This window comes from Flavobacterium johnsoniae (assembly GCF_030388325.1).
Lineage (GTDB): Bacteria > Bacteroidota > Bacteroidia > Flavobacteriales > Flavobacteriaceae > Flavobacterium > Flavobacterium johnsoniae_C.
In genome coordinates this window covers 405690-432522 of record NZ_CP103794.1, presented here as the reverse complement: position 1 = coordinate 432522, position 26833 = coordinate 405690, and the positions used below count along the sequence as shown (strand labels likewise).

At 32.8% G+C, this 26833-nt stretch carries 24 protein-coding genes; 6 read left to right on the top strand and 18 right to left on the bottom strand.

From position 1 onward, the window contains the following. Window positions 1-146 precede the first annotated feature (146 nt). Both NYQ10_RS02090 and gcvP read right to left on the bottom strand, forming a co-directional pair. The gene (locus NYQ10_RS02090) at window positions 147-1205 is read right to left on the bottom strand and encodes a 3-oxoacyl-ACP synthase III family protein (RefSeq protein WP_289878696.1); all 1059 of its coding nucleotides are present in this window, start codon (window positions 1203-1205) and stop codon (window positions 147-149) included. Between the two features lie 404 nt (window positions 1206-1609). Beyond that, window positions 1610-4459 (bottom strand): aminomethyl-transferring glycine dehydrogenase, encoded by a 2850-nt coding sequence (gene gcvP / locus NYQ10_RS02085; protein ID WP_289878695.1) that lies wholly within the window; start codon window positions 4457-4459, stop codon window positions 1610-1612. Window positions 4460-4682: 223 nt separating this feature from the next. Here gcvP and NYQ10_RS02080 point away from each other — a divergent pair, with 223 nt between their 5' ends. Next, window positions 4683-5495: a hypothetical protein gene (locus NYQ10_RS02080; protein ID WP_289878694.1), complete on the top strand. Its 813-nt coding sequence runs from the start codon at window positions 4683-4685 to the stop codon at window positions 5493-5495. Between the two features lie 200 nt (window positions 5496-5695). Here the strand turns inward: NYQ10_RS02080 and NYQ10_RS02075 are convergent, their stop codons facing one another. From NYQ10_RS02075 to NYQ10_RS02045, 7 genes are all read right to left on the bottom strand, one after another. Beyond that, window positions 5696-6091, bottom strand: coding sequence for a DUF1090 family protein (locus NYQ10_RS02075; RefSeq protein ID WP_289878693.1), 396 nt, complete (start codon window positions 6089-6091; stop codon window positions 5696-5698). Between the two features lie 68 nt (window positions 6092-6159). Next, window positions 6160-6615: an SRPBCC family protein gene (locus tag NYQ10_RS02070; protein ID WP_289878692.1), complete on the bottom strand. Its 456-nt coding sequence runs from the start codon at window positions 6613-6615 to the stop codon at window positions 6160-6162. A 48-nt stretch (window positions 6616-6663) separates the two neighbouring features. Continuing rightward, window positions 6664-7572, bottom strand: coding sequence for a TIGR01777 family oxidoreductase (locus tag NYQ10_RS02065; RefSeq protein WP_289878691.1), 909 nt, complete (start codon window positions 7570-7572; stop codon window positions 6664-6666). 39 nt (window positions 7573-7611) lie between these two features. Further along, complete coding sequence (locus tag NYQ10_RS02060; protein WP_289878690.1) at window positions 7612-8430, bottom strand: hypothetical protein; 819 nt, start codon at window positions 8428-8430, stop codon at window positions 7612-7614. A 27-nt stretch (window positions 8431-8457) separates the two neighbouring features. Next, window positions 8458-9198, bottom strand: a complete 741-nt coding sequence (locus NYQ10_RS02055; protein WP_289878689.1) for a YqjF family protein — start codon at window positions 9196-9198, stop codon at window positions 8458-8460. Then, window positions 9195-9530, bottom strand: coding sequence for a hypothetical protein (locus NYQ10_RS02050; protein WP_289878688.1), 336 nt, complete (start codon window positions 9528-9530; stop codon window positions 9195-9197). The genes NYQ10_RS02055 and NYQ10_RS02050 overlap by 4 nt, the downstream gene beginning before the upstream one ends. A 68-nt stretch (window positions 9531-9598) precedes the next feature. Beyond that, complete coding sequence (locus tag NYQ10_RS02045; RefSeq protein WP_289878687.1) at window positions 9599-10102, bottom strand: GbsR/MarR family transcriptional regulator; 504 nt, start codon at window positions 10100-10102, stop codon at window positions 9599-9601. Window positions 10103-10239: 137 nt separating this feature from the next. Here NYQ10_RS02045 and NYQ10_RS02040 point away from each other — a divergent pair, with 137 nt between their 5' ends. Further along, window positions 10240-11502: a cation:proton antiporter gene (locus NYQ10_RS02040; protein WP_289878686.1), complete on the top strand. Its 1263-nt coding sequence runs from the start codon at window positions 10240-10242 to the stop codon at window positions 11500-11502. A gap of 194 nt (window positions 11503-11696) precedes the next feature. On the opposite strand, the gene NYQ10_RS02035 is transcribed toward NYQ10_RS02040, so the two are convergent. From NYQ10_RS02035 to NYQ10_RS01995, 9 genes are all read right to left on the bottom strand, one after another. Further along, entirely contained in the window at window positions 11697-12356 is a 660-nt protein-coding gene (locus NYQ10_RS02035) for a SanA/YdcF family protein (RefSeq protein ID WP_289878685.1), read from the bottom strand. Between the two features lie 149 nt (window positions 12357-12505). Further along, complete coding sequence (locus NYQ10_RS02030) at window positions 12506-14533, bottom strand: M3 family metallopeptidase (protein ID WP_289878684.1); 2028 nt, start codon at window positions 14531-14533, stop codon at window positions 12506-12508. A gap of 128 nt (window positions 14534-14661) precedes the next feature. Then, complete coding sequence (purE, locus tag NYQ10_RS02025) at window positions 14662-15144, bottom strand: 5-(carboxyamino)imidazole ribonucleotide mutase (RefSeq protein WP_008464237.1); 483 nt, start codon at window positions 15142-15144, stop codon at window positions 14662-14664. 87 nt (window positions 15145-15231) lie between these two features. Next, entirely contained in the window at window positions 15232-15807 is a 576-nt protein-coding gene (locus NYQ10_RS02020; protein WP_289878683.1) for a hypothetical protein, read from the bottom strand. 2 nt (window positions 15808-15809) lie between these two features. Then, the gene (locus NYQ10_RS02015) at window positions 15810-17114 is read right to left on the bottom strand and encodes an AAA family ATPase (RefSeq protein WP_289878682.1); all 1305 of its coding nucleotides are present in this window, start codon (window positions 17112-17114) and stop codon (window positions 15810-15812) included. Between the two features lie 74 nt (window positions 17115-17188). Then, window positions 17189-18346 (bottom strand): 5-(carboxyamino)imidazole ribonucleotide synthase, encoded by a 1158-nt coding sequence (locus tag NYQ10_RS02010; RefSeq protein ID WP_289878681.1) that lies wholly within the window; start codon window positions 18344-18346, stop codon window positions 17189-17191. 218 nt (window positions 18347-18564) lie between these two features. Next, window positions 18565-19116 carry a hypothetical protein gene (locus tag NYQ10_RS02005; protein WP_289878680.1) on the bottom strand — a complete coding sequence of 184 codons (552 nt, stop codon included), beginning with the start codon at window positions 19114-19116 and terminating at the stop codon, window positions 18565-18567. A 26-nt stretch (window positions 19117-19142) separates the two neighbouring features. Further along, window positions 19143-21233, bottom strand: coding sequence for a TonB-dependent receptor (locus NYQ10_RS02000; protein ID WP_289878679.1), 2091 nt, complete (start codon window positions 21231-21233; stop codon window positions 19143-19145). A 241-nt stretch (window positions 21234-21474) separates the two neighbouring features. Next, window positions 21475-22755 (bottom strand): PQQ-dependent sugar dehydrogenase, encoded by a 1281-nt coding sequence (locus NYQ10_RS01995; protein WP_289878678.1) that lies wholly within the window; start codon window positions 22753-22755, stop codon window positions 21475-21477. A gap of 186 nt (window positions 22756-22941) precedes the next feature. On the opposite strand from NYQ10_RS01995, the gene hpt reads away from it, so the two are divergent. The 4 genes from hpt (at window position 22942) to obgE (ending at window position 26699) form a co-directional block, all read left to right on the top strand. Beyond that, a complete protein-coding gene (gene hpt / locus NYQ10_RS01990) occupies window positions 22942-23472 on the top strand; it encodes a hypoxanthine phosphoribosyltransferase (RefSeq protein ID WP_289878677.1) in 531 nt (176 codons plus the stop codon). Window positions 23473-23538: 66 nt separating this feature from the next. Next, window positions 23539-24111 (top strand): adenylate kinase, encoded by a 573-nt coding sequence (locus tag NYQ10_RS01985; RefSeq protein ID WP_289878676.1) that lies wholly within the window; start codon window positions 23539-23541, stop codon window positions 24109-24111. Window positions 24112-24320: 209 nt separating this feature from the next. Beyond that, window positions 24321-25595 carry a hemolysin family protein gene (locus NYQ10_RS01980; RefSeq protein ID WP_436836302.1) on the top strand — a complete coding sequence of 425 codons (1275 nt, stop codon included), beginning with the start codon at window positions 24321-24323 and terminating at the stop codon, window positions 25593-25595. Window positions 25596-25697: 102 nt separating this feature from the next. Then, entirely contained in the window at window positions 25698-26699 is a 1002-nt protein-coding gene (gene obgE / locus NYQ10_RS01975; protein WP_289878674.1) for a GTPase ObgE, read from the top strand. Window positions 26700-26833 lie beyond the last annotated feature (134 nt).

Sequence of the window (26833 nt, the reverse complement as noted above, 5' to 3'; positions counted from 1 at the left end):
GAAAATAGATGTGTTTTAATGGAAGTTTGAAATCAATCTCTCGCAAAGACGCGAAGTCGCAAAGTAATTATTTTAAAACTTTGCGACTTCGCGTCTTTGCGAGATTAAACTCGGCTTTAAAAAAGCTTAATTTATTTTAGTACTACTTAATATCGATAAACAAAAGCATTAATATTCATTCCTGCTCCAACTGAAGCAAAAATTACAACATCGCCTTTGTTAATTTCGTGGTTTTCTATTTTTCCTTGAAGAATCAAATCGTACAAGGTTGGAACTGTTGCTACACTACTATTCCCTAAGTCGTGAATACTCATTGGCATAATGTCTTTAGGCGCAGTTTTGTCGTATAATTTGTAGAAACGTTCAATAATCGCTTCATCCATTTTTTCATTTGCTTGATGAATAAGGATTTTTTTCACTTCATCAATTGAAATACCACTTTTATCTAAACAGCTTTTCATAGCGCACGGAACATTGCTAAGAGCAAATTCGTAAATCTTACGTCCGTACATTTTAATGTATTTAATATCTGGATCTAAATCTGGATTATAAGATTTTCCAAAGAAAAGATAATTCGCTTCGTCGTTAGCGTAAGTTGCGCTTTCGTAAGCCAATAATCCTGCTTCGTCAGTAGATGCTTCTAAAATAGAAACTCCGGCTCCGTCAGAATAAATCATCGAATCACGATCGTGATCGTCAACAACTCTAGAAAGCGTTTCTGCTCCAATAACCATCACTCTTTTTGCCATTCCAGATTTAATGAAAGCATTTGCTTGTAAAACGCCTTCAATCCAACCCGGGCATCCAAAAAGAATATCGTAAGCCACACATTTCGGATTTTTGATGCCTAATTTATTTTTAACACGAGTAGCTAAACTTGGAAGAATATCGGTTTGATGTGTTCCTGTTTTTACATCACCAAAGTTGTGTGCAAAAATAATATAATCTAAAGTTTCGGCGTCAATTCCTGCATTTGCGATTGCTTTTTCGGCCGCAAAAAATGCTAAATCAGATGCTGTATATTGAGGTTCAGCATAACGACGATTTTCGATTCCAGTAATACCTTTAAATTTTTTTATAACGACTTCGTTCGGATAACCAAAAGGAGTTCCATCCTCATTTAAAAAAACATGCTTATCAAAATCTGTGTTTTTTACTTCTAAATTAGGAATATAACTCCCAATACCAATAATCTTTATTTTCATTTCCTTTTAATTATCCGATAAATTTAGTGCTAATGTATAAATAATATTATGATAACTATCATAAAAAATAGTATGCACGCATATAATTATGAAATAACAATTTTTTGGAAGATATATTGTATTTCTTCTAATGATTTTTTAATATTTCCTAGATTTCAAACGATTGAAGGCAATTTCGAGAATGAAATTTTTTTGCTTTCATTTTAATTTTAGGATGATAATTTCACAAAAGATTAGCGGAAAGTTATGTTTCTTTAAATAAGATTTCTTCTTTGTTGTTTGGTTTAAAAAAGTTTCAGATTTCAGGTTTCAAGTTATGCTAGAACTTGAAACTTGAAACAAAAAATAAACCCGACAGGTTTCTAAAACCTGTCGGGTTTGGATATTTATTAGGAGGCTAATTTTTAGCTTTCCATGTAAGCTTCGATTGGAGCACAGCTGCAAACTAAATTTCTGTCACCATAAGCATCGTCTACACGACGAACAGATGGCCAGAATTTATTGTCAGCAATGTAATCTAATGGATAAGCCGCTGTTTCTCTAGAATAAGGGAAATCCCAAGAATCAGAAGTTAACATTGCTAATGTATGAGGTGCATTTTTCAATACATTGTTTTTATCATCAGCAGTAGCCGATTCGATTTCTTTTCTAATTGAAATAAGCGCATCACAGAAACGGTCTAATTCTGCTAAATCTTCAGATTCAGTTGGTTCGATCATTAAAGTTCCAGCTACTGGGAAAGAAACCGTTGGAGCGTGGAAACCGTAATCCATTAAACGTTTTGCGATATCCCCAACTTCAATTCCATTTTCTTTAAATGAACGACAATCTAAGATCATTTCGTGTGCCGCTCTTCCGCATTCTCCTGTATAAAGAATTGGGTAGTGACCTTCGAAACGAGATTTCATGTAGTTTGCATTCAAGATCGCGTGTTCTGTAGCACTTTTTAATCCTTCAGCCCCCATCATTGTGATGTAGCCGTAAGAGATTAAACAAACTAAAGCAGATCCGTAAGGTGCTGATGAAATAGCTGTAATCGCTTGTTCACCACCTACTTTTAAGATTGGGTTTGTTGGCAAGAACGGAACTAATTTCTCGTTCACACAAATTGGTCCAACTCCAGGTCCACCACCACCGTGAGGAATAGCGAATGTTTTGTGTAAGTTTAAGTGACAAACGTCAGCGCCAATTGTAGCAGGATTTGTTAATCCAACTTGCGCGTTCATGTTTGCACCATCCATATATACTAACCCGCCGTTTTCGTGGATTAATTTTGTGATTTCGATAATTGAAGATTCGAAAACTCCGTGAGTAGAAGGGTACGTTACCATTAAACAAGACAAATCATCTTTGTGCTCAATCGCTTTTTCTCTTAAATCTTCTACGTCAATATTTCCTTCTGGAGTTGTTTTAGTAACGATGATTTTCATTCCAGCCATCGCTGCAGAAGCAGGATTTGTTCCGTGAGCAGATGAAGGAATTAAACAAACATTACGGTGACCTTCGTTTCTTGACATGTGGTAAGCACGAATTGCCATTAAACCAGCATATTCTCCTTGAGCTCCTGAGTTTGGCTGTAATGTTGTTCCAGCAAAACCAGTAATTACATTTAATTGTTGCTCTAATTTTTTAAGCATTGTAAGGTAACCTTCTACTTGGTCAACTGGTGCAAACGGGTGAATGCTGTTCCAGTTTGGCATTGAAAGAGGCAACATTTCAGAAGCTGCGTTTAATTTCATTGTACAAGAACCTAATGAAATCATCGAGTGATTCAATGATAAATCTTTACGCTCTAATTTTTTGATGTAACGCATCAATTGACTTTCTGAATGATGATTGTTGAAAACATCATGCGTCAAGAAAGAAGAAGTTCTTTCTAATGAAGCTGGTAATTGAGTAGCTTCACTTAATTCAGAAACTATAACAGTTTCTTTTCCTAACGCTTCAGCAAAAATCGCAACGATTTGGTTGATGTCTGAAACTGAAGTTGTTTCGTTTAATGAAATTGAAACTGAATCAGCATCAGGGTAGAAGAAGTTTACTTTGTTTTTCTCAGCAACTGCTTTCACTTTTTGAGCATCAGCTTTTACTAAAATCGTGTCAAAGTAAGCCGTGTTGGTTTGGAAAACTCCCAATTTATTTAAAGCTTCGGCAGTAGTAACTGCAGAGGCGTGAACTTTGTTTGCAATGTATTTTAAACCTTCTGGTCCGTGGTAAACCGCGTACATTCCAGCCATAACTGCCAATAAAACCTGAGCAGTACAAATATTTGAAGTCGCTTTTTCACGTTTAATGTGCTGTTCACGAGTTCCTAAAGCCATACGTAAAGCACGGTTTCCGTTTACATCAACAGAAACTCCAATGATACGACCTGGCATTGAACGTTTGTACTCATCTTTAGTTGCAAAATAAGCAGCGTGAGGACCACCGTAACCCATTGGAACTCCAAAACGTTGAGTTGTTCCAACTACAACAGCAGCTCCCATTTCTCCTGGAGAAGTTAAAGTCGCTAATGATAAAATATCAGCAGCAAAGGCAACTTTAATTTCGTTTTCTTTTGCTTTAGCAACAAAAGCGCTGTAATCATTTACTTGACCGTATTTTCCTGGGTATTGTAAAATTGCTCCAAAGAATTCATTTGAAAAATCAAATGTTTCGTGATTTCCAACAACTAATTCAATTCCAATTGGAGTTGAACGTGTTTGTAAAACTGATAAAGTTTGAGGTAAAATTTCTTCAGAAACGAAGAATTTATGTGTATTGTTTTTCTTTTGATCTCTTGTACGAACATCAAATAATAAAGCCATAGCTTCTGCAGCAGCAGTTCCCTCGTCAAGTAGAGAAGCGTTTGCAATTTCCATTCCTGTTAATTCGATAACAGTAGTTTGGAAATTTAAAATTGCTTCCAAACGACCTTGCGCAATTTCTGCTTGGTAAGGCGTGTAAGCAGTATACCATCCAGGATTTTCGAAGATATTTCTTTGAATTGGAGCCGGAATGATAGTTGGGTGATAACCCAAGCCAATGTATGATTTAAATGTTCTGTTTTTCTTTCCTAAGTCGCGAATATGATTTGCAAATTCGAATTCTGTCATTGCAGGATCCAAATTCAAAGGCGCTTTTAAACGAATATCGTCCGGAAGGGTTTCATAAACAAGTTGTTCGATTGAATCAACACCAATTGTTTGTAACATGTGTTGAAGATCAGTTTCTCTTGGACCAATGTGTCTTAAAGCAAAAGCATCTGTTTTCATTTGTAGCAGTCTATTTTTTAAAGATCAAAAGTAATTTGCCGAGCATTTTATTTGAGCTAATCTCATGTAACACAAGGTTTATTACATTTTAAAGTAAATGTGTTGTTTTTTTGTGGCGCAAAATTAAGTATTATTAATAATTTAATGGGTATTTTTAACTTCAATTTTTGTCAATTTTCTAACTAAAGAGTTGATTTGTTACCAATTGATTAGATTTCGGAATATGAAACTTCTAAAACAAATATTGAATTTTTATTTAAACAGCAGCATTCACGTGGCTTTATCGTGTTACGCTTTGGTTCGAATTACATTTCATGTATTTCATATTCAATATGATGAACCAATGGCGCTATTTGTTTTTTTCGGAACAATTGTAGGATATAATTTCGTAAAATATGACGCACTTGTTCGAGTGAAGAAAAATCCAATCGGAATTCAATTAAAAATTATCGCCGTTTTGAGTTTTATTTCGCTTCTTTTGGTCGGATATTATTTTTTCCATTTAAAAAGAATTACCCAAATCGTCTCCGTTGTTATTTTTCTGATAACGGCACTTTATACATTACCATTTTTCCCAAATAGAAGAAATGCCCGCAACTGGGCAGGCGTAAAAATTTATATAGTAGCACTTTGTTGGGTTGGTGCAACTTTGGTTTTGCCGTTAATAAATGCCGAAATTCCGTTTACAACAGATTTTTTTATCAAATGCATTCAGCGTTTTGTGCTGGTTTTTGTTCTGATTTTGGTTTTCGAAATCATCGATTTAGCCAACGATGATCCGCATTTGCAAACCGTTCCACAGACAATTGGTGTAAAACGAACCAAAATTTTAGGGCTTTCACTTTTAGTTCCGTTTTGGTTTCTGGAAATTTTTGTATCAACATTTAATTATCATGATGCCATAATTAATTTGGTTATGGTTATTATGTTAACCTTATTTATTCTGTTTGCCAATACAAATCGTTCCAAATACTACACTTCTTTTTGGGTAGAAAGCGTTCCGATTTTTTGGTGGCTGATGATTGTGTTTTTATAAAAAACGTAAAAGTTTCTAAATAATTTGGGCGTGTTCGCCGCGGCGAATCGGGCTTTCGGCTATATCTTTTATTCCGCTCCGCTTCATAAAAGGATACCGCCTCAATCCCTCACGCGAACTATAAAATGACAAGATTGCGTTTAAATATTGGGCTTTGCCAAATTAATTTGTTAAAGTCTGCGAGAGCAAAAAATAATAATCTATTTCGTCTTTTGTTCTGCAAGCGCTTTATTCAAATCAGCTTTTGCTTCATTTAATTTTTTCCTTTTTTTATCGATTTTCTCTTTGCTTTCCTTGTCTTTAAGAGCTTCGTTTAAATCGGCAGTTCTTTCTTTTACTTTTTGTTGTTTTTCTTTTACTTTTTTGTCAAGATCTTTATTAACGGTTTTTGTAGTACAATTTTTCTTAGTCTGAGCAATTGCATCTTCAACGCCTTTTATTTGACTTTGATTTCCAGCTTTTTTTGCTGCAACTAATTTTGTGTTCAATTCACATAATTTTCTTTCGCAACCTTTTAAAGTTGCACAATTGCTTTGAGAAAAACCAATAAAAGAAAGGGAAAAGACAACTAGAGTTAATATTGTTTTTAATTTCATAGGTGTATTTTTTTGATTTGTAATACATTCGTTTTAAGAGTAATACTTATAAAATTAAGCAATTTATCTTAAACGAATTTTTCCGAGACTTCTTTCAAAACCTTATTTCTTTCCAAAAGAAAATTTGTCAAATGCTTTTTCAAAAACAAAACATCAAATAATTTTCCAAAAACCCCAAAAGGAGTTTCATATAGTAATTTATCTTTCATAATTGTAAAATCATTTTTTTCTTCAAAAAAATGTTCATGTCTGAACGATTTGAATTTGCCTTTTTCCATTTCATCTACAAAATAATCATACAAATTCATCGCCGTAATTCGGCTTTTGTGTGTGAGATAAAATCCGAAATGTTTGCCGCGCCAAGTTACGGTTTCATTCAAATTTATTAAACCAGAAGTTACGCCAGCAATCGCTTTTTCTTTTGTTGGACTTGCAGATTGCTGGTGAATGTCGATATTTCTTGAAGCGTCGAAAATAATTTTTTTTGATGCATTTATTTTGGTCGTGAGGTTTATTGTTGTCATTTTACGATGGGTTTAACTTTGTCAAAGTTTTAAACTTTGACAAAGTTGCTAGTGAAGTAAATCTTTAAAAGTTTTTTCAAGATCTCCAAACTTAAACCGAAATCCTTTTTCTAAAAGTCTTTTCGGAATTACATTTCTGCTTTTCAATACCAATTCAGTTTCTGTGCGAATAAAGAAAGAACCAATTTCAAGAAAGAATTTATTCATCGGAATTCCAAAAGGAAAACCAACGGCTTTTCGTAGTTTTTGCATAAAATCAGTATTTCGAATTGGTTCTGGAGAAACAACATTTATAACACCAGTAATTTCTTTTTCAATTATAAAATCAATTGCATTTGCAAAATCTTCCTCATGAATCCAACTCACAAACTGATTTCCATTTCCTTGTTTTCCTCCAAAACCTATTTTTGCCAAAGTTTTTAACGGAATAAAAGCACCGCCATTTTTTCCTAAAACTATAGAAGTTCGCAAAGCTGTTTTTAAAGTTTTAGGAGTTTCAGTTTTAAAGAATGCTTTTTCCCAAGAAAGCGCCACATTTATTGAAAAGTCATTTCCAATTTCGCCATCAATTTCATCCATTTGTTTGGCAAGAGAAAATCTATATATAGTTGCCGTTGAAGAATTCAGCCAATGTTTTGGCGGATTTTTGCAATTCAAAACTGCTTTGTTCAGGATTTTTGTGCTGTCAATTCGAGACCAAAGAATTTCTTTTTTGTTCTTTTTCGTATAGCGACAATCAACAGATTTTCCTGCGAGATTAATTAAAACTGTTGCGTTTTCCAATTCTTTTTCCCAACCAGAAAAAGTTTTGGCGTTCCAGTTTACATATTTAATTCCTTCAATTATCTGAGATTTTTCTCTTGTTAGAATTACAATTTCGTCAAATTTATTTTTGAAATGATTGACTAAACCTTGTCCAAGAAAACCTGTTCCAGCTGCGATTATGAGTTTTTTCATTTTGTTGTTGCCTATTAAACCTGTTAGGTTTACGAGAAATTAATTAAGAATAAAAACTAAAGCAAGAATTCGATAAAGAATCCAAGTGAAAGATAAATAAAAAGGAAGTTTTAGAACTTTTACTCTTCTAAAATGTTCCAAAAACATGATTAAAATCGTAACTCCAAACCAACCCAAAATAATTGCTTGCGGAAGCTGGAAAAACTGACTCAAAATTAAAATTGGCGTTAAAATCAAACTTGCAAATAAAGAAACGGTCATTAAATTTCCTGCGTAATTTAGGATTGTTTGTTTGTCGAATTTCAAAAGGAATAAACTTTGAAAAACAATCTGACCAAAAGCCAAAATAATTTCTCTTGTAATATTAGATTTTGGAAGATTCAGAATCAAATTAGAATATCCAAATAAAATAAAACTTGTCAATGTTAAAGCAAAACCAATAAAAAGAAAACGATATTTATAATTGAAATCGGGTGTGCATTGCAGTTTATTTTCTTCTTTTACATTTCCTGGAATAATTACTTTTCGGTTGTAAGAAACAAAAGAATACATTTTTTTTAGAATGAAATGAATTGGTTTTAACGTTGCAATTTTTTCAATTAAAGGGAAAGAAAATCCAACGACTTTTATCAAACTATCAATTCCATAAATGACGGTTTGCGTTTTATTGTCAACCAAGGCAATTTCGTTTGGCGCGCGTTTCAAGTCCACAAAATTTTGTTCTTCGGCAGATAATTGGCAATAAGATTTTCTACCGTTTTCATCAAGCATTCCGCTTTTTACAAATCCAGTTGTGTACAAACTGCAAAGCGGACAATCTTCATCATAAAGTAAGGTTTGGTTTTCTAACGTTTTCATGATTTTTGGTTTTAAAGATGAATAGTTTTATGCGTATAATTTTTCTTCGACAGGAATCAACGCAATTTTTCTTTTGTTTTTGACCGTAATTTTTGATCCTTCTGCCAAGAAAACTGAAGTCGGTTTTTGAGTTTGAAGAAATCCAAAATCACTTCCGTAAGTTTTTTCGAAATCAATATCAATTCGATGATTTAAAACTTCAAATTGTTCCCATCTCGGATGCGTTACTTCATATTCAAAAGTCGTTTCTTCGTTAATTTTAGTATATCCGAAATAATGTTCTGTGATAAATTCAGCTTCAGAATCAATTTCGATTTTGCTTAAATCTTTTTTGGTTTCAATTTCAATTGTATTCCATTCTTTATAATTTTTCCATTGATAAATGAAAGTATTAGTGTTTTCATGTTCATGAATTTCATGTCTCATTTTCTGAGTTTCATAATGTTCCTGATATAAAGTATTGGCAATAAAAGTGATTGCTTTTTTTGGAACAATTTCTTTGATAAAAACTACGCCACGTTTCCATTCGCCGTTTTCAAAACGTTTGACATAAAATCTCAAATTCACTTCTTCAAAATTGACATGAAACGGAACTTTCAATCCTAAAACTTTGGTATTTTTAAACATAAATCCAACAACGCTGACATAACATTTGTTGTTCCAGATATCAATCTCAGTTCCTACGGGAAGATATTTTTCTAAAATTTTAGCATCAACTTCATAATTGAAAAGTGCTAAATTTTTCCATTCTGCTTTTAAGAAGTTCATTTGTGTGCTTTTTTATAGATTAGTATTGATAGATAAAAGGCTAGTATTGGAGGTACTCCGAATAGTATATAGTTTAAAAAATTATATAACTCCAATTTAGAAATCACTACAAGGGAAATGAAGAAAAGAAAAACACTCACTACATATATTTTAAGATTTTTATCTTGAGGTTCATCAACTAACATTTTTATTCCAATAATTACTTGAAATATTCCAGTAGGTATTAGTGCAAGCATTGCAATTGATATAAAGCCAATGTTAAATGTTGCGAGCAAACAAAAGAATAATGGGAATCCAACAAAAAAATAATTGAAGTAATTAATGTTTTTCATAGTTATTGATTATTTTAAACTTTCAGAAATAATTGAAAGTTTGAATTAAATTTTTTTAGTTTGAAGATTTACTTCATCATTTTTATGAACAATTTTCCAAGCCAGTTATCATTAAACTCTGTTATTTTGTCTAACATATTATCAGCTTTTAAAACGAAATCATACAATTTAGTAGTTTGATCAACAAAGTGTTTTTCTTCTGCTGAATCTTTTGCTTCAATAGTCGAAACTTCTTTTAAGATTTTTAGCGTTGGTTTAATTTCTCTTTTACTTCTTTCTCTCGAAATTTTAACTGCTAATTCGTCTAAATCTTTTTCTGCCGTGAAAAATTCTTTTCTTTCTCCCGCTTTATATTCTTTATAGACAATTCCCCAATCCATCAAACCTCTAAGATTCATACTTGCATTTCCTCTCGAAATTTGCAATTCTTCCATAATATCTTCCATAGAAACAGGTTCGTTCGAAACCATTAATAAAGCGTGGATCTGCGCCATCGTTTTATTAATTCCCCATTGAGAACCTAATGCTCCCCAAGTTTGCACGAACTTATTTTTTGCTTCTTTGAATTCCATAGTTCAAATGTAAACAAAAGTTTTTAAACTTTCAAAAATAATTGAAAGTTATTTAACGAATTATAAAGTTATGTTAATTCAAACCTTGAAATTTTTGATTAACTGATGATACAGCTATTTTTGTAAAAATCACATTTATGGAATTATACTACACCTTTTCAATACTTATCGTATTGGCTTCTTTCTTCGCCTATTTAAATTTAAGATTTTTAAAACTTCCCGGAACAATCGGAATTATGATTATTGCGATGTTAGTTTCTGTCGGAATTCGCCTTTTAGGAGATTCTTATTTCCCTGCAACCACCAAACATTTTTTTGATTTAATAAAGCAATTTGACTTCAACGAAATCCTAATGGGAGCAATGTTGAATTTCCTTTTATTCGCAGGAGCATTACACGTAAACATTTCGGATCTTAAAGAACAAAAAGTTCCTATAATGATTTATTCGACGGTAAGTGTTGTGTTATCGGCTTTAATCATTTCGATGTTACTTTATTATATCGCACCATTTTTAGGAATAAAAATCCCTTATGTATTTTGTTTGGTATTTGGAACCTTAATTTCACCAACTGATCCAATTGTGGTTTTAGGAGTTCTAAAAGAAGCTAAAGTTCCTAAAAGAATCGAAACCAAAATTGTTGGAGAATCTTTATTTAATGATGGAGTAGCGGTAGTAATGTTTGCTGTTGTTTTAAAATTGGCAACCGATCCAACATTTGATATGAGTTTTGGTTCTATCGCTTGGCTTTTTGCTAAAGAAGGAATTGGCGGACTTTTATTAGGAGCTGTTTTCGGATTTACAGCATCGAATGTAATGAAGAAAATTGACGATTATAAGGTTTCGGTTTTAATAACACTTTCTATCGTAACGGGAGGATTTTTGATTGCTCAAAGTCTGCACGTTTCTAGTCCGCTGGCAATGGTTGTTGCTGGATTAATTATTGGAAATTATGGTAAAAAAGTTGCTATGAGCGAAGTAACAAAAGATTATCTAGGTAAGTTTTGGGAACTTATAGACGAAATCCTAAATGCAGTTTTATTCCTTTTTATTGGTTTCGAATTATTGTTGCTTCCAGATTTGAACAAACAACTACTAACAGGTTTTGTTGCTATTTTTATCGTCCTTTTTTCAAGACTCACTTCGATCGTTTTACCTTGGAAATTCTTCGACATTTTTAAGTTCTTCGGAATAAGATCTGCTTACAATAAAGGCTCTTTGATGGTTTTGGTTTGGGGAGGAATTCGCGGTGGAGTTTCTATTGCTTTGGTACTTTCTATGCCAGAAGGAGAATACAAAAACCTTTTGCTTGAAGTAACTTATATAGTGGTGTTGTTTTCAATTGTTGTGCAAGGACTTACTGTGGGGAAATTGGCGAAAAGGGTTTTGGAGAAAGAGTAGAGAAATAGAATCAAGAATCAAGAGAAAAGAAAATAGATGCTAGAATAAAGAATTTATTTTAAAACTTAAAAATGGACTGACTCAATTTTGAAGCAGTCCATTTTTTTAATGCTCCGCGGAGCAAAATATTTATAGGAAACATGGTTTTCAATATAAAAAAGCTCCAGCGGAGCGATATATCTATTTGATATTTTTTATCGTTTATCTTCTTTAGAATAATTAGATTCTCCGTTAATATTAATTTCTTCGCCTAAAAAATGAGGTTCACGATTTCTCAAAACATCAAAAAAGGATTTAAAAACAGAACCATATTCTCTAAACGTTACATATTTATAACCTAGATATTCTCCCTTGTTTGCAGAATATCCAGCTGATTTAATTCCGAGTTTTTGTCCGATGTAAATCGCGCGGTTTAAATGATATTCCTGAGAAATTAATGTTGCTTTTTTAATCTTAAAAATATGCTTCGCACGATACATTGTTGAATACGTATCGAAACCTGCATAGTCAATAAAAATTTTGGTAGTGTCAACTCCATGATTAAAACAATAGTTTTTCATAACAGTTAATTCATCATATTCTTCGCGGCCGTTATCTCCAGAAAGTAAAATTTTATTGATTCGTTTTGCCTTCCAAAGCATAATTCCCGCATCCAGACGATCTTTCAAATATTTACTTGGCTGATCTCCGTTAATTCCAGCTCCAAAAATAATTCCGACATCATTTTTAGGGAATTTTTTAATTGAATAATGAATGTATTTCTTAGTAGAAGATTTTACATAGTAATTTACTGAAACGACAGCAATTAATCCAATAATTGCAAGATAAAGGGCTATTTTAAAATATTTTTTCACGGCTTGTATTTGTAAGATTATGATTTAAAAATACGAAGATAACTAAAGTAAAATCAAATAAAAAACCGAAGCGTTTCGGCTTCGGTTTAATCTAAAATTTATTAATGATTGAGATCAAAAATCTACAATCTAAAATCAGAAATCTGCAATTATAGAAGTCCTGCTCTTTTCAACAAAGCTTCAGGTTTTGGTTCTTGACCTCTAAAACGTTTGTACAAAGTCATTGGATGTTCTGTTCCTCCTTTTGAAAGAACATTGTCTTTGAATTTCTTCGCTATTTCTTCATTGAAAATTCCATTTTCCTGAAAATATTCAAAAGCATCAGCATCTAGAACTTCTGCCCATTTGTAGCTGTAATATCCAGAAGAATATCCACCTTGAAAAATATGAGAAAAAGCAGTACTCATTGCATTTTCTTTTACATCTGGATACAATTGTGTGTTGGCAAATTGTTCCGTTTCAAAAGCTTTTAAGTCTGTAATAGAAGTTGGATCTTGTCCGTGCCAAGCCATATCTAATAATCCGAAACTTAACTGGCGCAATGTTGCCAAACCTTCCTGGAAACTTGCACTTTCTTTAATTTTCTGCACATATTCAATCGGAATGATTTCTCCCGTTTCGTAATGATTTGCAAACAAAGCCAAAGCTTCTGGCTCGTAACACCAATTTTCCATAATCTGACTCGGTAATTCTACAAAATCCCAATAAACAGACGTTCCAGATAAACTTGGGTAAACTGTATTGGCAAGCATTCCGTGTAAACCGTGTCCGAATTCGTGGAATAAAGTCGTTACTTCATTAAACGTCAATAAAGATGGTTTTGTTTCTGTTGGTTTTGTAAAATTACAAACGTTAGAAATATGTGGTCTTTCGTTTACGCCATCTTTTACATATTGTGATTTAAATGAAGTCATCCACGCGCCGTTTCTTTTTCCTTTTCTTGGGAAGAAATCAGCGTAGAAAATAGAAACCAAATTGTTTTCAGCGTCTTTTACTTCATAAGTTGTAACTTCTTCGTGATATTTATCGATATCAAAAACTTCCGTAAAAGTTAAACCGTATAATTTTTTGGCAACTGTAAATGCACCGTCTAAAACTTTTTCTAATTGAAAATAAGGTTTCAGTTTTTCATCGTCTAAATTAAAAAGCTGTTGTTTCAATTTTTCAGAATAATAAGCGCCGTCCCATTTTTCAAGTTGTTCGATTCCGTCTAATTCTTTTGCGAAAGCAGTTAATTCAGCAAATTCTTTTTGAGCAGCTGGTTTTGCTTTAGCTAATAAATCATTCAAGAATGAAAAAACTTTCTCTGGACTTTCAGCCATTCTTTCTTCCAAAACAAAATGTGCGTGCGTTTTATATCCTAATAAATTAGCTCTTTCAAAACGAAGTTTAGCAATTTTTAAAACATTCTCCTGATTGTCGAATTCGTTATTCTGAAATGCTTTTGCACCAAATGTAATTGCCATTTTTTTACGCAGTTCACGATTGTCAGCATAAGTTAAAAACGGAACATAACTTGGATGATCTAAAGTAAAAATCCATCCTTCTTTTTCCTGGTTTTTAGCTAATAATCTTGCCGCTTCGATTGTGCCTTCTGGTAAACCTGATAAATCCTTTTGATCAGTTAAATGCAATTCAAAATTATTCGTTTCTGCCAAAACATTTTCGCCAAACTGTAAACTCAATTTCGATAATTCTTTGTCGATTTCTCTTAATTGGTTTTTCTTCTCTTCTGGAAGATTGGCTCCGTTTCTGGAAAAGCTTTTGTATTTTTTATCTAATAAAGTCGTTTGTTCGGGATTCAGATTTAAACTTTCTTTTTGATCGTAAACGGCTTTTACTTTTGCAAATAAATCAGCATTTAAACGAATATCGTTTCCAAATTCTGAAAGCAAAGGAGAAACTTCCTGCGCAATTTTCTGCATTTCGTCATTTGTTTCGGCCGAATTCAAATTGAAGAAAATACTCGAAAGACGATCTAAAATATCGCCTGAAAAATCCATTGCAACAATGGTATTTTCAAAAGTCGGCGCATCGGGATTATTTACGATTGCATCAATTTCAGCTTTAGCCAAAGCAATTCCTTCGTTGAAAGCAGGAACATAATCTTCGATTTTAATTTGCGAAAAAGGCGCTGTGTTATGTTTGGTGTTGAAATATTGGGTTAATACGCTCATGTTTTTTAGTTTTCAGTCTCAGTTTTTCAGTGTCAACCGAGACTTAAGAGTTGTTTTTTTTGTTTTCAGTTTTCAGTCACAGTTTTCAGTCTATAATGCGACTGAAAACTGTGACTGTGACTTGAAAACTATTTAAGGCTTTCAGCCGCTTTATTAACCGCAGCTTTCAATTCTTCTTTATAAGAAATAATAGTATCTAAAACTTTTTTATCATGGCTTCCGATGATTTGTGCTGCTAGAATTCCGGCATTTTTTGCTCCGTTTAAAGCTACAGTTGCAACAGGAACTCCGCCTGGCATTTGCAGAATCGATAAAACAGAATCCCATCCATCAATAGAATTGCTTGATTTTACAGGAACTCCAATTACAGGAAGCGGAGACATTGAAGCCACCATTCCAGGTAAATGTGCCGCACCGCCCGCACCGGCAATAATTACCGAAATCCCGCGATTGTGTGCATTTTTACTGAAATCGAATAATTTTTCCGGTGTTCTGTGTGCCGAAACAATATCTACTTCAACTTCTACATTAAATTGTTTTAATATGTCGATTGCATCCTGCATAACTGGCATGTCTGAGATGCTTCCCATTATAATAGCTACTTTGCTCATGAGTTTTTTTTTTTGTTTTGTTTCAGGTTTAAAGTTTCAAGTTGTTGGAAACTGTAAACTTGTATTTGAAACCATTTTTTATAATTATTACATTTCTGGAATCATATTCCAAATATCAATTTTGAATTCTTCTTGAATTGCTCTTAGATATTTTAAGGAATCTATTTCGTTTTCTATTTTCTCAGTAAAATAATCAAAAGGAGTAATTCCTTTTTCAGCGATTCTTTCTTTTCTTCTTTGAATGAATCTTTTTCTGTTTTTTACAAAAATTTCATCATTCAAATTCAAAAGATCTATTAAGTTTTTAGCTTCAATATCTTCGGGGTTATGAAGAAAATAACCATTATTATATATTAATCTGTTTTCAAAATTTTCATCAATCGGATAAAGAATTGGTTCGATCCAATTGGTAGTTTTAAGATTGTTAGGTTTATGTTTTACCATAAACCAGTTTTCATAGGAATCCGTTTCTAGATATTTTAAATTTGGATTAAAATGTTCTATATCGACAGCATCGTTAAATCCAATATATTCTTCTGTATAGGCACAAAAGCTTTTTTGTTCTTTTAGAAGAATTGACGATAATTTTTTATTGCTACCTTTTTTATAAACTATTTTTTGAACGACAATCTCTGAATTTGGATTTTTAAAAACTCTTCTCATGTTTAGAAATTGTATTCATCACCTAATTTTTCTAACTGTTCTGAAATTTCTTCTTTCTTTTTTGGATCTTTTTCGAAGTAAATTTTTTGTTTTAAATCTAAATATTCTTGATATTTTTCTTGACCGTATTTGTTTATGTAATTAATGCCAAAATCATTGTAAAGCATATCATTTGGATCGTCTCCAATTGGCGAACTTCCTCTTCGAACAGCAACTTTTCCTTCGTTATCAAAATATAAAATAAATCGTTCGTCAGGTTCAAATGAGGCGGCAACAAATGGAGAGTGGGTTGCGACAATAAATTGTGCTTCGGGAGCAAGTTTTTTATAATAATCCATTACTTCCATCTGAATGTTTGGATATAATGAACGTTCAGGTTCATCGATTAAAATTATTGAATCTTTAGTATCTAGTGAATATAATGGTAAAGATGTCAGTAAAAGTTGTTTTGTTCCAGTACTTGTATCTTGAAACGGAATGATTTCTTCTCTTCCCTTCTTTTTTATTGGTACTGAATATTCTGTATTTACCAGATCAACCTCTAAATTTAAACGTTCTAAAATATAATTGAATTCTTTTGCAAATGATTCTAGTCTATTTGGATTATGTTTTTGCCATTTGTTAAATTCAGAGCTTAATTTATTTATGTCTTTAATAAAACCTTGGTGGATTAATTCAGACATTTTTTGAGTAAAGTTTTTTCGATAATTAAGATAATCTACTAATAAATTAAGCCAGATTTTAGTATCAACATCACCATTAAATAAAAGACCATAATTTTCGTTCATTAAAAAATTGTCATCTTTGTTATGAAATTCTTGCTTAATATTTTGAAGTTCTTTACTATGTTTTTCTATTAATTCGATTGGATTAGTTGAAAGAAAATTTATGTTTTGATCAGACACTAAATTCGCTTTAAAGTAAAAAATATCTTTTCTGTATTGTTCTGGAATTAAAGTGGTTACTAGTCCGCCGCTATTGAAATCATGTCGATAGTTCTGGTTTCTGAAAGTAACTTCATTGTTTTTTAAATGAAAAACCTCATTTCCCAGTAAGAATGTAACTTCGCTTTTATTTAGATTATCTTTTAATCTGAAAATTTGACCGTTTATGAGTTCTAAATTTAAAAGATTAATAGAATGATCATAAATCAGTTGTAATAAACCAGTCTTCCCAGTAGCACTTTGTCCAATAAAACATATTTTATCCAAAGATTCACCTTTTCGTTCACCACTTTGATAAGTAAAATCAAATTCTAGATTTTCTAAATGTCTAAACTGATCGATATGTAATTTTGAAATTTTCATTTATTGAATTTTTACAAAGCTAATTAAAAAACGATTGTGATTTTATACTGTGAATTGCGACTGACCACTAAAAATTACTGACCACTAATCACTTTAATAGTATTCTTAACTTCCTCAGCAATTCGTCTCGCTTCTTGCATATTTTCATTTACGATTGTTACGTGACCCATTTTTCTGAATGGACGCGTTTGTTTTTTGCCGTAAATATGGGGAGTAACGCCGTCCCAGCCTAAAATGGTTTCGATGTTTTCATAAACAACATTTCCAGAATGACCTTCAGCGCCAACTAAATTTACCATAATTCCGGCAACTTTACTGTCTGTGTTTCCTAAAGGAAGATCTAAAATTGCACGTAAATGATTTTCGAATTGTGAAGTATAACTTGCTTCAATAGAATAATGGCCTGAATTGTGTGGGCGAGGAGCAACTTCGTTTACCAAAATTTCATCTTCATTGGTTTGGAACATTTCAACAGCCAAAAGTCCAACGTGATTGAATTTTTCAGAAACGTTCAAAGCAATTGCTCTGGCTTTTTCGGCTACTTTTTCGTCGATTCTTGCCGGGCAGATTACGTATTCAACTTGGTTTGCTTCTGGATGAAATTCCATTTCTACAACCGGATATGTTTTAATTTCTCCCGATGGATTTCTTACTACAATTACCGCCAATTCATTTTTGAACGGAACCATCGTTTCTGCAATACATTCTACATTTGGCAAATCGTCCATATCAGAAATCTGACGAATAACTTTTACGCCATTTCCGTCGTAACCAAACTCGGTGCATTTCCAAACAAATGGAATTGTGATTTCGTTATTTCCAACTGATTTCTGCAAATGCGCCGGACTTTCAAATCGTAAATATGATGCCGTTGGGATATTGCTTTCGGTATAAAAATCTTTTTGAGTTCCTTTATTCTGAATTCCTTTTAAGGTTTTTGGAGACGGATAAACTTTTACACCTTCGTTTTCTAATTGTGTTAAAGCTTCAAGATTTACCAATTCGATTTCAAAAGTTAGAACATCGACTTGTTTTCCAAAGTTATAAACGGTTTCATAATCCATTAAATCACCTTGGAAGAATTTATTGCAGGCAATTTTACTCGGCGCTTCGTCGCTTGGATCTAGAACGTAAGTTTGTATGTCAAATTTTCTGGTGTCGAACAAAAGCATTTTACCTAACTGCCCGCCGCCTAATATTCCTAATTTAAAATCAGAAGAAAAATAATTCATTTTGTGTTGTGTTTTTGCAAAGATACTTTTTAATCTTTTTTTAGCCAAAATTTAGTTTTTCTGCCACAGATTAAAAGGATTAAAAAGGATTTTTTTTGTTTGCCACGAATTACAACAATTTTCACTAATTAATTTAAAAATCGAGTTAAAGAAAAATTCGTGCAAATTAGTGTAATTGCTTCGCCTGTTCGCTATCGCTCGGGTCGTGGCAACTTAAACTATTTTATTTTCTTCAAAACTTCTTTGGCAACGGCTTTATAGGCAGCAGAATGATCTGCGAAATCTTTATCGATTATGATTTTGAGTTCGGGATGAATCCAGTCGTAATAATTTCCTAGAATATATAAAGTTCTTATAGAATACGCTTTTGTGGCAACTTTGGTGTCATTAATTAGCCAATCAAAAGAAGCTTCGATGCAATCTTGAAGATTTTCTTCCGAAAGTTGAATTCCGTTTTCGTTTTTCTTATAATGTGATTTTACCAAAAGCTGAGTAACTTTTGCAATTGGCCGAAGCGAACTTTCATCTTTTAATATTTTCAAATTCGAACAGAAAAAATCAAGATGAGGTTGAAGCCAATGTAATTCTTCGTAAGAAACAAATTCTAAAATCCAGCAAGCTTTATGATTATTTTTATCTTCGGGCGAAAAACAAATTGAAACCAATTCGCTAAAAAGTGAAGGATTTTCTAAAACATCCTGCGCAGCTTTGAGACGATTTTCTCTATAAGCATTTACATAATCCAGTTTTTTTTGTAATTCAGACAGCATCTTCTTCCAAGTATTTAAATACTTAGCTAAAATACGTAATTTAATGAGATAATTCCGTAAAAGTTTATAGGTAATCCTGGATAATAAAATCTTGGTTGTGCATTTCCTACGCCAGTTGCATTAGTTAAAATCATCGAAGCGTATTTTTCGTTCATAACATTATTAATTCCCGCATCTAAATGTGTTGTTAAACCTGAAAAAATTTCAAATTGATAACCCGTTTTTAAATTTAATAAAGAATAAGAATCGGAAAAATTTGCATTAGAATCGTTCATCGGAATTTTATCTGTAAACTGAAAATCGGCACTAAAATAAAATCCAGAAGTTGTATTTAAAGTAAAACCTGCGCTTGCAGTATTGGCAGGAACTCCCGTTAATTTGTTTCCAGAAAAATCATTTCCGTTGTCTACAAATTCTTTAAATTCATAGTTTCCGATTGAAGCTCCGATATAGGAGTTTAAATTGAAAATCTTATTTATTGGCCAATTATGATTTAAGGAAATTTCGATTCCTTCATGAAAAGTTTTTCCAGCATTTACACCTTCGTATTGATCGTCGCCGATTCTTTTGGCAACTAATAAATCTTTTATTTCCATTCTATAAATGGCAATTTGAGTGTAAAGTTTTTTATTGAAAAAATGCAATTTTCCACCCAATTCAAAATTATAACCTGTTTCTGGTTTAATGTTCTGATTAATATTTCCTGTTGAAGTTAAAGTTTCTTCGGTTGCGGGAAGAGAAAATCCTCGGCTGGCAGAAAAGTAAAAAGTTTGCACTTCATTTGGTTTGAATAAGAATGAAAGTTGAGGTGAAAAAATCCCGTCATAACTATATTTTTCCTTTTGATTATTCGCGGAAGCGGGAAAATCATTCTGCAATTCAAATTTGGTTTTGTTGTAATTTAAACCCGCCTGAATCTCAAAATGTTCAGAAAGCAAAGTTCTGATTTGAGAAAAAATATTGTAAAAATCTCTTTTTTGATCGGTTGCCGAAAGTTGATCGCCTTGCAGACTTCCGTTTTCATTATTTTGCTGATAGAGATTTTGAAAAGTATTTCCGCTGTAATTATCTCTGAAATATTCCAATCCAGCAATAAATTGATTTTTGATTTTTCCGATATTAAAATCTCCCGAAAACTGAGTTCGTACGCCCGAAGCAAAAGTATATTGACGCAAAATATCAAACGGACGCGGTTCGTTGCTGTCTTTATAATTGATGAAAACAGAAGTTGAATTTTTTAAATTTTCATTAATTGAAAAATCATAAGCCAATCCGCCCAAAGTCGATTTGTATTCTTTAAAACCTTTTGCGGCAACCCAAGTCGGTGCGCCCGCCTTCGGATTATTTTCGAAAGTTGTTTTATTAATCGAACTCGGAATATAAGCTTTCAGATAAGTATAATTCGAAAAATACGTCAGTTTGCTATTTCTATTTCTAAATAATTCTCCGCCAAGCGTAATTCCTTCCCGATTATAAGCGCTGTTTTGGCGCCAACCATCGGTTTTTAAATTATGATAACTCAGACTTAAAGAAGATTCTTTTTCATTCAAATCAAAAGAAATTCTATTTTTCAATAATCCGTAAGAACCAAAAACAGAACTTACTTCGGCTTTATAATTTCCTTTTTTTAAAGTTTGAGGAGAAATCAAAATTGCGCCGCCCAAACCTGCGCCGTAAACACTCGAAAGCGGTCCTTTTATAATTTCAATTTGATTGATGTTTTGAAGATCAATATCGTCAATAACAGTTTCGCTGTTTCCAGAAGTCAACGGAATGCTTCCGTAAAAAGCTCTAATTTTATTGGTTCCGTATGGAGTTCTCGCGCCAATTCCGCGAATTGAAATTCGAGTTGTTGTGATATTTGAAGATTGCATAAAAACACCCGGAATCGCATTAATGACATTGTTAATATCTGTAGTATTATTTCGAAGCAATTCTTTTTCGGATAAAATGCCAATCGAAGCGGGACTGTTTTGCAAATCACGATTTATGTGAAGCGGACTAATTAAAACTTCATTTAGTTTTTGAGTTTTTGTAGTATCAATATTTTCTTGTGCTGAAATGTTTTGAGAAACAAAAAGAATTAAAAGAAGAAGAAAACATTTTTTTAAAATCATAAAATGAGCTGATTAAAATGCGGTTTTATTTTAACACATAGAAACATAGCATTGATTGAGGCAAAAAAGGCGTTTCGAATTCTCTAATAACTTCTTTTTAAACAATCCCGAAACTTCGGGACTATGTCTCTATGTGTTTAAAATATTTATTTTGAAAATATTTTTTAAACCGCAAATTGCGCAAATTCACACAAATTAATTTGCGAAAATTTGTGGTTGGAAAAAACTTAATCTTAACGATTTATTTTGCAGTCACTTTCCAAATCGTATTTCCGCTATCATCATTTACCAAAAGCGATCCATCATTCATAACAGTAACCGCAACTGGACGTCCGTAAACTTCAGCTTTATCATTGTCGGAAATAAAACCAGTTAAAAAATCTTCTGGTTTTCCTGAAGGTTTTCCATCTTTAAAAGGAACGAACAACACTTTATAACCCGAAATTTTAGAACGATTCCAAGAACCATGCTGGCCTACAAAAGCGCCGTTTTTGTATTTTGCCGGAAAAGCATCTTTTGTATAAAAAGCTAATCCCAAAGAAGCAGTGTGAGCACCAACTGGAACATCAGGAACAATTGCTTTTTCTACTAAATCTTTTTGTTCTCCTTTCCCTTTCCATCTTGGATCAGGAATACTTCCGAAATACGAATAAGGCCATCCATAAAAACCGCCTCTTTTTACACTTGTAATATAATCTGGAACTAAGTCGTCACCAAGTTCATCTCTTTCATTTACCGCAGTCCAAAGTTCTTTTTTGTTAGCAGGATTCCAATCCATTCCCATTGGATTTCTAAGACCTTCGGCATAGATTTTTTCGCCGGTTCCATCAGGATTAATTTCTAAGATTGCGGCACGGCGAATTTCTTTATCCATTCCGTTTTCTCCAACATTACTTCCTGAACCAACACCAATATAAATTTTTGTTCCGTCAGGATTAGCGAGCAAACTTCTTGTCCAGTGATTGTTGTATCCGCCAGCAGGAAGTTCAACAATTTTAGTTCCTTTAGTTTCTAATTTTAATGGTGCGTTTTTATAAGGATAACGGTAAAGTCCGTCAGTATTGGCAATATAAAAAAAGTCTTTTAGAATTAACATTCCTAAAGGTCTGTTTAAACCAGAAATAAAAACTTCTCGAGTTTCATATTTTCCGTCTTTATCATTGTCGCGCAAAACTATAATTTGGTTTTTGCTTGTTCTAGTTCCGCTTTCAACAACAAAAATATCATTGTTTGGACCTATATAACTCCAACGCGGATTCTCAAATCCGTCTGCAAATTTTGTAACCGTAAAACCTTCTGGCGCTGTTGGTGTTTTGCCTTCTGGCCAGCCTATAACCTTGCTGTTCTTTGTTTTTGATTCGGTTGCGTAGGGCGGAGGAAGCGTAATCTTTCCAATTGCTGTTTTTACAACGTTACTAGGTTGTTTAGCCAGCGCTTCTTTTTCTTCTTTTTTTACTTGTCCATTACAGGAAGTCATTAATGCTAATAATGCTACTGAAAATAGCGGTAAGGATTTTTTCATTGGTTTTTTGGAGTTAAATAATTATTTAACAACAATTTACTGAAATTAAAAACAGCATCAAAAAGTAATTTGTAATTATTAACTGATATTTAACATTCTTAAAAAATATCGCGATACAGTCCATTTTGATAGAAGCAGTTAAGTTGTAATTCTGTATCTTTGTCCATTATTTTAAATTTAAAAATAATGATACAACTTCACGATAAACAATTTGTTCCGTTTATTTCGGCTAAAGAAATTGATTTTGCTTTAACTAAAATGGTGGCTCAGGTAGAGGATGATTTTGGAGATGATACACCCATTTTTATTGGAGTTTTGAATGGCGCTTTTATGGTCGTGTCAGATTTTCTAAAAAAATATAAAAAACCATGCGAAGTTTCATTTATAAAAATGGCATCGTATGAAGGAACTGAAACGACAAATACCGTTAAAGAATTAATAGGAATCAATCAGGATTTGACTGGAAGAACAGTTATAATTATTGAAGATATTATCGATACTGGGAATACAATAGAAGAATTAAAGCATTTGTTTAAAGCACAAAATGTAAAGCATTTTAAAATTGCAACATTGTTCTTTAAACCAGAAGCATATAAAAAAGACATAAAAATAGATTATATCGGAGTTAGAATTCCGAACAAATTTATTGTAGGTTACGGTTTAGACTATGATGGATTAGGAAGAAACTTAACCGAGATTTACAAATTAGCAGAATAACAAAACACAACTAAATATTCATTTTAAAACTTCTGAAAGACAGAAGTAACAACACTCATTTCAATTATGATTAACATCGTTTTATTTGGAAAGCCTGGTGCAGGAAAAGGAACTCAGGCAGAATTTTTAAAAGAAAAATACAATTTAACACACCTTTCAACTGGAGATATTTTTCGTTTTAATTTAAAAAATGATACTGAACTAGGAAAAAAAGCAAGAGTTTTTATGGACAATGGAGAATTAGTTCCATGCGAAGTAACAACTGCAATGTTAATTGATGAGGTAAAAAAACACCCAAACACAGCAGGATTTTTATTCGACGGTTACCCAAGAACAATCAACCAAGCTGAGGCTTTAGATAAATTTTTGCCAACAATCGGATCTAGCGTAACTGCTACAATCGCTTTAGAAGCAGACGATGAGATTTTGGTAGCGCGTTTATTAGAAAGAGGAAAAACAAGCGGAAGAGCTGACGATCAAGACGAAGAAAAAATTCGTGTAAGATATCAAGAATACAATGAGAAAACAGCTCCTCTTATTGGATATTATAAAGAACAAAACAAGTTTCACGCCGTAGACGGTATCGGAACAATTGAAGAAATTACAGAGCGCTTAACGTCAGTTATAGATAATTTGTAGAAGCTTTTTCCAGCTGTACGTTACTCCCGAAGCGTCGGGACTCGCTAAAAAAAACTATTTTTCTAACTTTAAAACGAGCTTTTTCAGATGCTTTTTGAGAATGAATGTTTTCGGGTTAGAAAAATTAGTTTTTTTAATTAACAGCCATTATTAAATTACGAGTACAAATTGCATTTAACAAGACTATTTTATAACGAATCCCCTATCAATTGGAAATACTAATTATATTTTTTCTAATTCTCTTAAACGGAGTTTTCTCCATGTCTGAAATCGCATTGATTTCTGCCCGTAAAAACAGGTTAGAAACTGCTGCGAAAAAAGGAAATAAAAGTGCAAAAACAGCACTCGATTTAGCCAATTCGCCAAACAAATTTCTATCGACAGTACAAATCGGAATTACCTTAATCGGAATTTTAACAGGTATTTATTCTGGTGACAAAATCACGGCAGATGTTGAACTTTTTGTAGCAGGTTTTGAAGTTCTTAAACCTTACGCACATTCAATTGCTGTTGGAATTGTGGTTGTAGTTTTAACTTTTTTCTCATTGGTTTTGGGAGAATTACTTCCAAAACGAATCGGATTAAATTATCCAGAAGCAATTGCAAAAATGGTTGCAATGCCAATGAAAGTAATTTCAATTATTACGGCGCCATTTATTTGGTTATTAACTTCATCGACAGATTTTTTACTGAATGTTTTTCAGATAAAACCAACTGCCGACGGAAAAGTTACTGAAGAAGAAATTAAAGCCATTATTAAAGAAGGTACAGAAGTTGGAGAAGTTCAAGAAATTGAACAAGATATTGTGGAGCGTGTTTTTCATATTGGAGATAGAAAAGTAAATTCTTTAATGACACACCGCAAGTCTGTTGACATGTTGCCATTAAAAGAAAATAAAGAAAAAATCAAAGAATTAGTCGTTCAAGATTTGCATGCAGTTTATCCGGTTTACAATGATAATTACGATGATATTGTTGGAGTAGTAACACTTAAAAATATCTTCGCAAATATCGAAAAAGATAATTTCGACTTATCAGCAATTATGTCTGACGCACCTTATTTAATGGAACAAACTACGGCTTACAAAGCTTTAGAGAATTTCAAGAAAACAGGTGTTCACTACGCTTTAGTTTCAGATGAATATGGAGTTTTTCAAGGTTTGATTACTTTGAATGATATTTTAGAAGCTTTAGTTGGAGATGCTGCTGAATTCTATAAAGATGAATTTCAGCTTATCGAAAGAGAAGACGGTTCATGGCTGGTTGATGGACATTATTCGTTACACGATTTCTTAACTTATTTTGAGTTAGACGAATTGACAAACGATTACGAAGTAAACACCGTAAGTGGAATGATTATGACGGAACTTTCACGTATACCAAAAGAGGGTGAAAAATTAATCTGGCAGAAATTTACACTAGAAGTTGTCGATATGGACGGCGTAAAAATTGATAAAGTACTTGTAAAAGCGCTTAAAGAGTAAAGAGAATTTGTTTCAAGTTTAAAGTTTCAGGTTTCAGGTTTGCGTAGCGCAATAACCTGAAACTTGAAACCTGAAACCTGAAACTTTACATAAACAAAGAAAATGACAGAAGGGAATTTTGTAGATTACGTTAAGATATATGTTTCTTCCGGAAAAGGAGGAAAAGGATCTACGCATTTACATAGAGAGAAATTTATTGAAAAAGGTGGTCCAGACGGAGGAGACGGAGGTCGTGGAGGACATGTATATTTAGTTGGGAATAAAGGGCTTTGGACATTATTTCACTTAAAGTTTGCGCGTCACATTAAAGCTGGACACGGTGGAGACGGTGGTGGAGATCGTAGTACAGGTGCAGACGGAGAAGATAAAATCATTGAAGTGCCGCTAGGAACTGTTGTAAAAGACAAAGAAACGGGTGAAACACTTTTTGAGATTACAGAACACGGAGAAAAACAAATTCTGGCAAGAGGAGGAAAAGGAGGTTTAGGGAACTGGCATTTTAGAAGTTCAACAAATCAAACGCCTCGTTATGCACAGCCAGGTTTGCTTGGAATAGAAATGGATGTTATTCTAGAACTTAAAGTTCTGGCAGATGTTGGTTTAGTTGGTTTCCCAAATGCTGGAAAATCTACTTTATTGTCTGTTTTAACCTCTGCGAAACCAAAAATTGCAGATTATCCGTTTACAACATTAAAACCAAATTTAGGAATTGTTGCTTATAGAGATTTTCAATCTTTTGTAATTGCCGATATTCCTGGAATTATAGAAGGTGCTGCAGAAGGAAAAGGTTTAGGGCATTATTTCTTGCGTCATATTGAGCGTAATTCTACATTATTATTTTTAGTTCCTGTTGATACGCCAGACATTAAAGGAGAATATGATATTTTAGTTAATGAGTTAACGAAATACAATCCAGAAATGTTAGACAAAGAACGTCTTGTTGTTATTTCAAAATGCGATATGCTTGACGATGAACTAAAAGCAGAATTGAAAGCAGAGCTAGATGTTTCTTTCAAAGATGTTCCATATATGTTTATTTCGTCAGTTGCGCAACAAGGCTTGACTGACTTGAAAGATAGACTTTGGAAAATGCTTAACGAATAAAGTTCTAAGTTTCTAAGCTACTAAGTTCAAAGAAAAAAACTTAGACTCTTAGAAACTTAGTAACTTTTAAAAAAGAAAGGTGTTCTCTTTTTAGAACGCCTTTCTTTTTTAAAAACAATGTTAAATTCTTAATA

Coding starts and splice junctions, on each gene's coding strand:
- NYQ10_RS02090 (WP_289878696.1), bottom strand. CDS start 1,205: ATGAAAATAAAGATTATTGGTATTGGGAGTTATATTCCTAATTTAGAA.
- gcvP (WP_289878695.1), bottom strand. CDS start 4,459: ATGAAAACAGATGCTTTTGCTTTAAGACACATTGGTCCAAGAGAAACT.
- NYQ10_RS02080 (WP_289878694.1), top strand. CDS start 4,683: ATGAAACTTCTAAAACAAATATTGAATTTTTATTTAAACAGCAGCATT.
- NYQ10_RS02075 (WP_289878693.1), bottom strand. CDS start 6,091: ATGAAATTAAAAACAATATTAACTCTAGTTGTCTTTTCCCTTTCTTTT.
- NYQ10_RS02070 (WP_289878692.1), bottom strand. CDS start 6,615: ATGACAACAATAAACCTCACGACCAAAATAAATGCATCAAAAAAAATT.
- NYQ10_RS02065 (WP_289878691.1), bottom strand. CDS start 7,572: ATGAAAAAACTCATAATCGCAGCTGGAACAGGTTTTCTTGGACAAGGT.
- NYQ10_RS02060 (WP_289878690.1), bottom strand. CDS start 8,430: ATGAAAACGTTAGAAAACCAAACCTTACTTTATGATGAAGATTGTCCG.
- NYQ10_RS02055 (WP_289878689.1), bottom strand. CDS start 9,198: ATGAACTTCTTAAAAGCAGAATGGAAAAATTTAGCACTTTTCAATTAT.
- NYQ10_RS02050 (WP_289878688.1), bottom strand. CDS start 9,530: ATGAAAAACATTAATTACTTCAATTATTTTTTTGTTGGATTCCCATTA.
- NYQ10_RS02045 (WP_289878687.1), bottom strand. CDS start 10,102: ATGGAATTCAAAGAAGCAAAAAATAAGTTCGTGCAAACTTGGGGAGCA.
- NYQ10_RS02040 (WP_289878686.1), top strand. CDS start 10,240: ATGGAATTATACTACACCTTTTCAATACTTATCGTATTGGCTTCTTTC.
- NYQ10_RS02030 (WP_289878684.1), bottom strand. CDS start 14,533: ATGAGCGTATTAACCCAATATTTCAACACCAAACATAACACAGCGCCT.
- purE (WP_008464237.1), bottom strand. CDS start 15,144: ATGAGCAAAGTAGCTATTATAATGGGAAGCATCTCAGACATGCCAGTT.
- NYQ10_RS02020 (WP_289878683.1), bottom strand. CDS start 15,807: ATGAGAAGAGTTTTTAAAAATCCAAATTCAGAGATTGTCGTTCAAAAA.
- NYQ10_RS02015 (WP_289878682.1), bottom strand. CDS start 17,114: ATGAAAATTTCAAAATTACATATCGATCAGTTTAGACATTTAGAAAAT.
- NYQ10_RS02010 (WP_289878681.1), bottom strand. CDS start 18,346: ATGAATTATTTTTCTTCTGATTTTAAATTAGGAATATTAGGCGGCGGG.
- NYQ10_RS02005 (WP_289878680.1), bottom strand. CDS start 19,116: ATGCTGTCTGAATTACAAAAAAAACTGGATTATGTAAATGCTTATAGA.
- NYQ10_RS02000 (WP_289878679.1), bottom strand. CDS start 21,233: ATGATTTTAAAAAAATGTTTTCTTCTTCTTTTAATTCTTTTTGTTTCT.
- NYQ10_RS01995 (WP_289878678.1), bottom strand. CDS start 22,755: ATGAAAAAATCCTTACCGCTATTTTCAGTAGCATTATTAGCATTAATG.
- hpt (WP_289878677.1), top strand. CDS start 22,942: ATGATACAACTTCACGATAAACAATTTGTTCCGTTTATTTCGGCTAAA.
- NYQ10_RS01985 (WP_289878676.1), top strand. CDS start 23,539: ATGATTAACATCGTTTTATTTGGAAAGCCTGGTGCAGGAAAAGGAACT.
- obgE (WP_289878674.1), top strand. CDS start 25,698: ATGACAGAAGGGAATTTTGTAGATTACGTTAAGATATATGTTTCTTCC.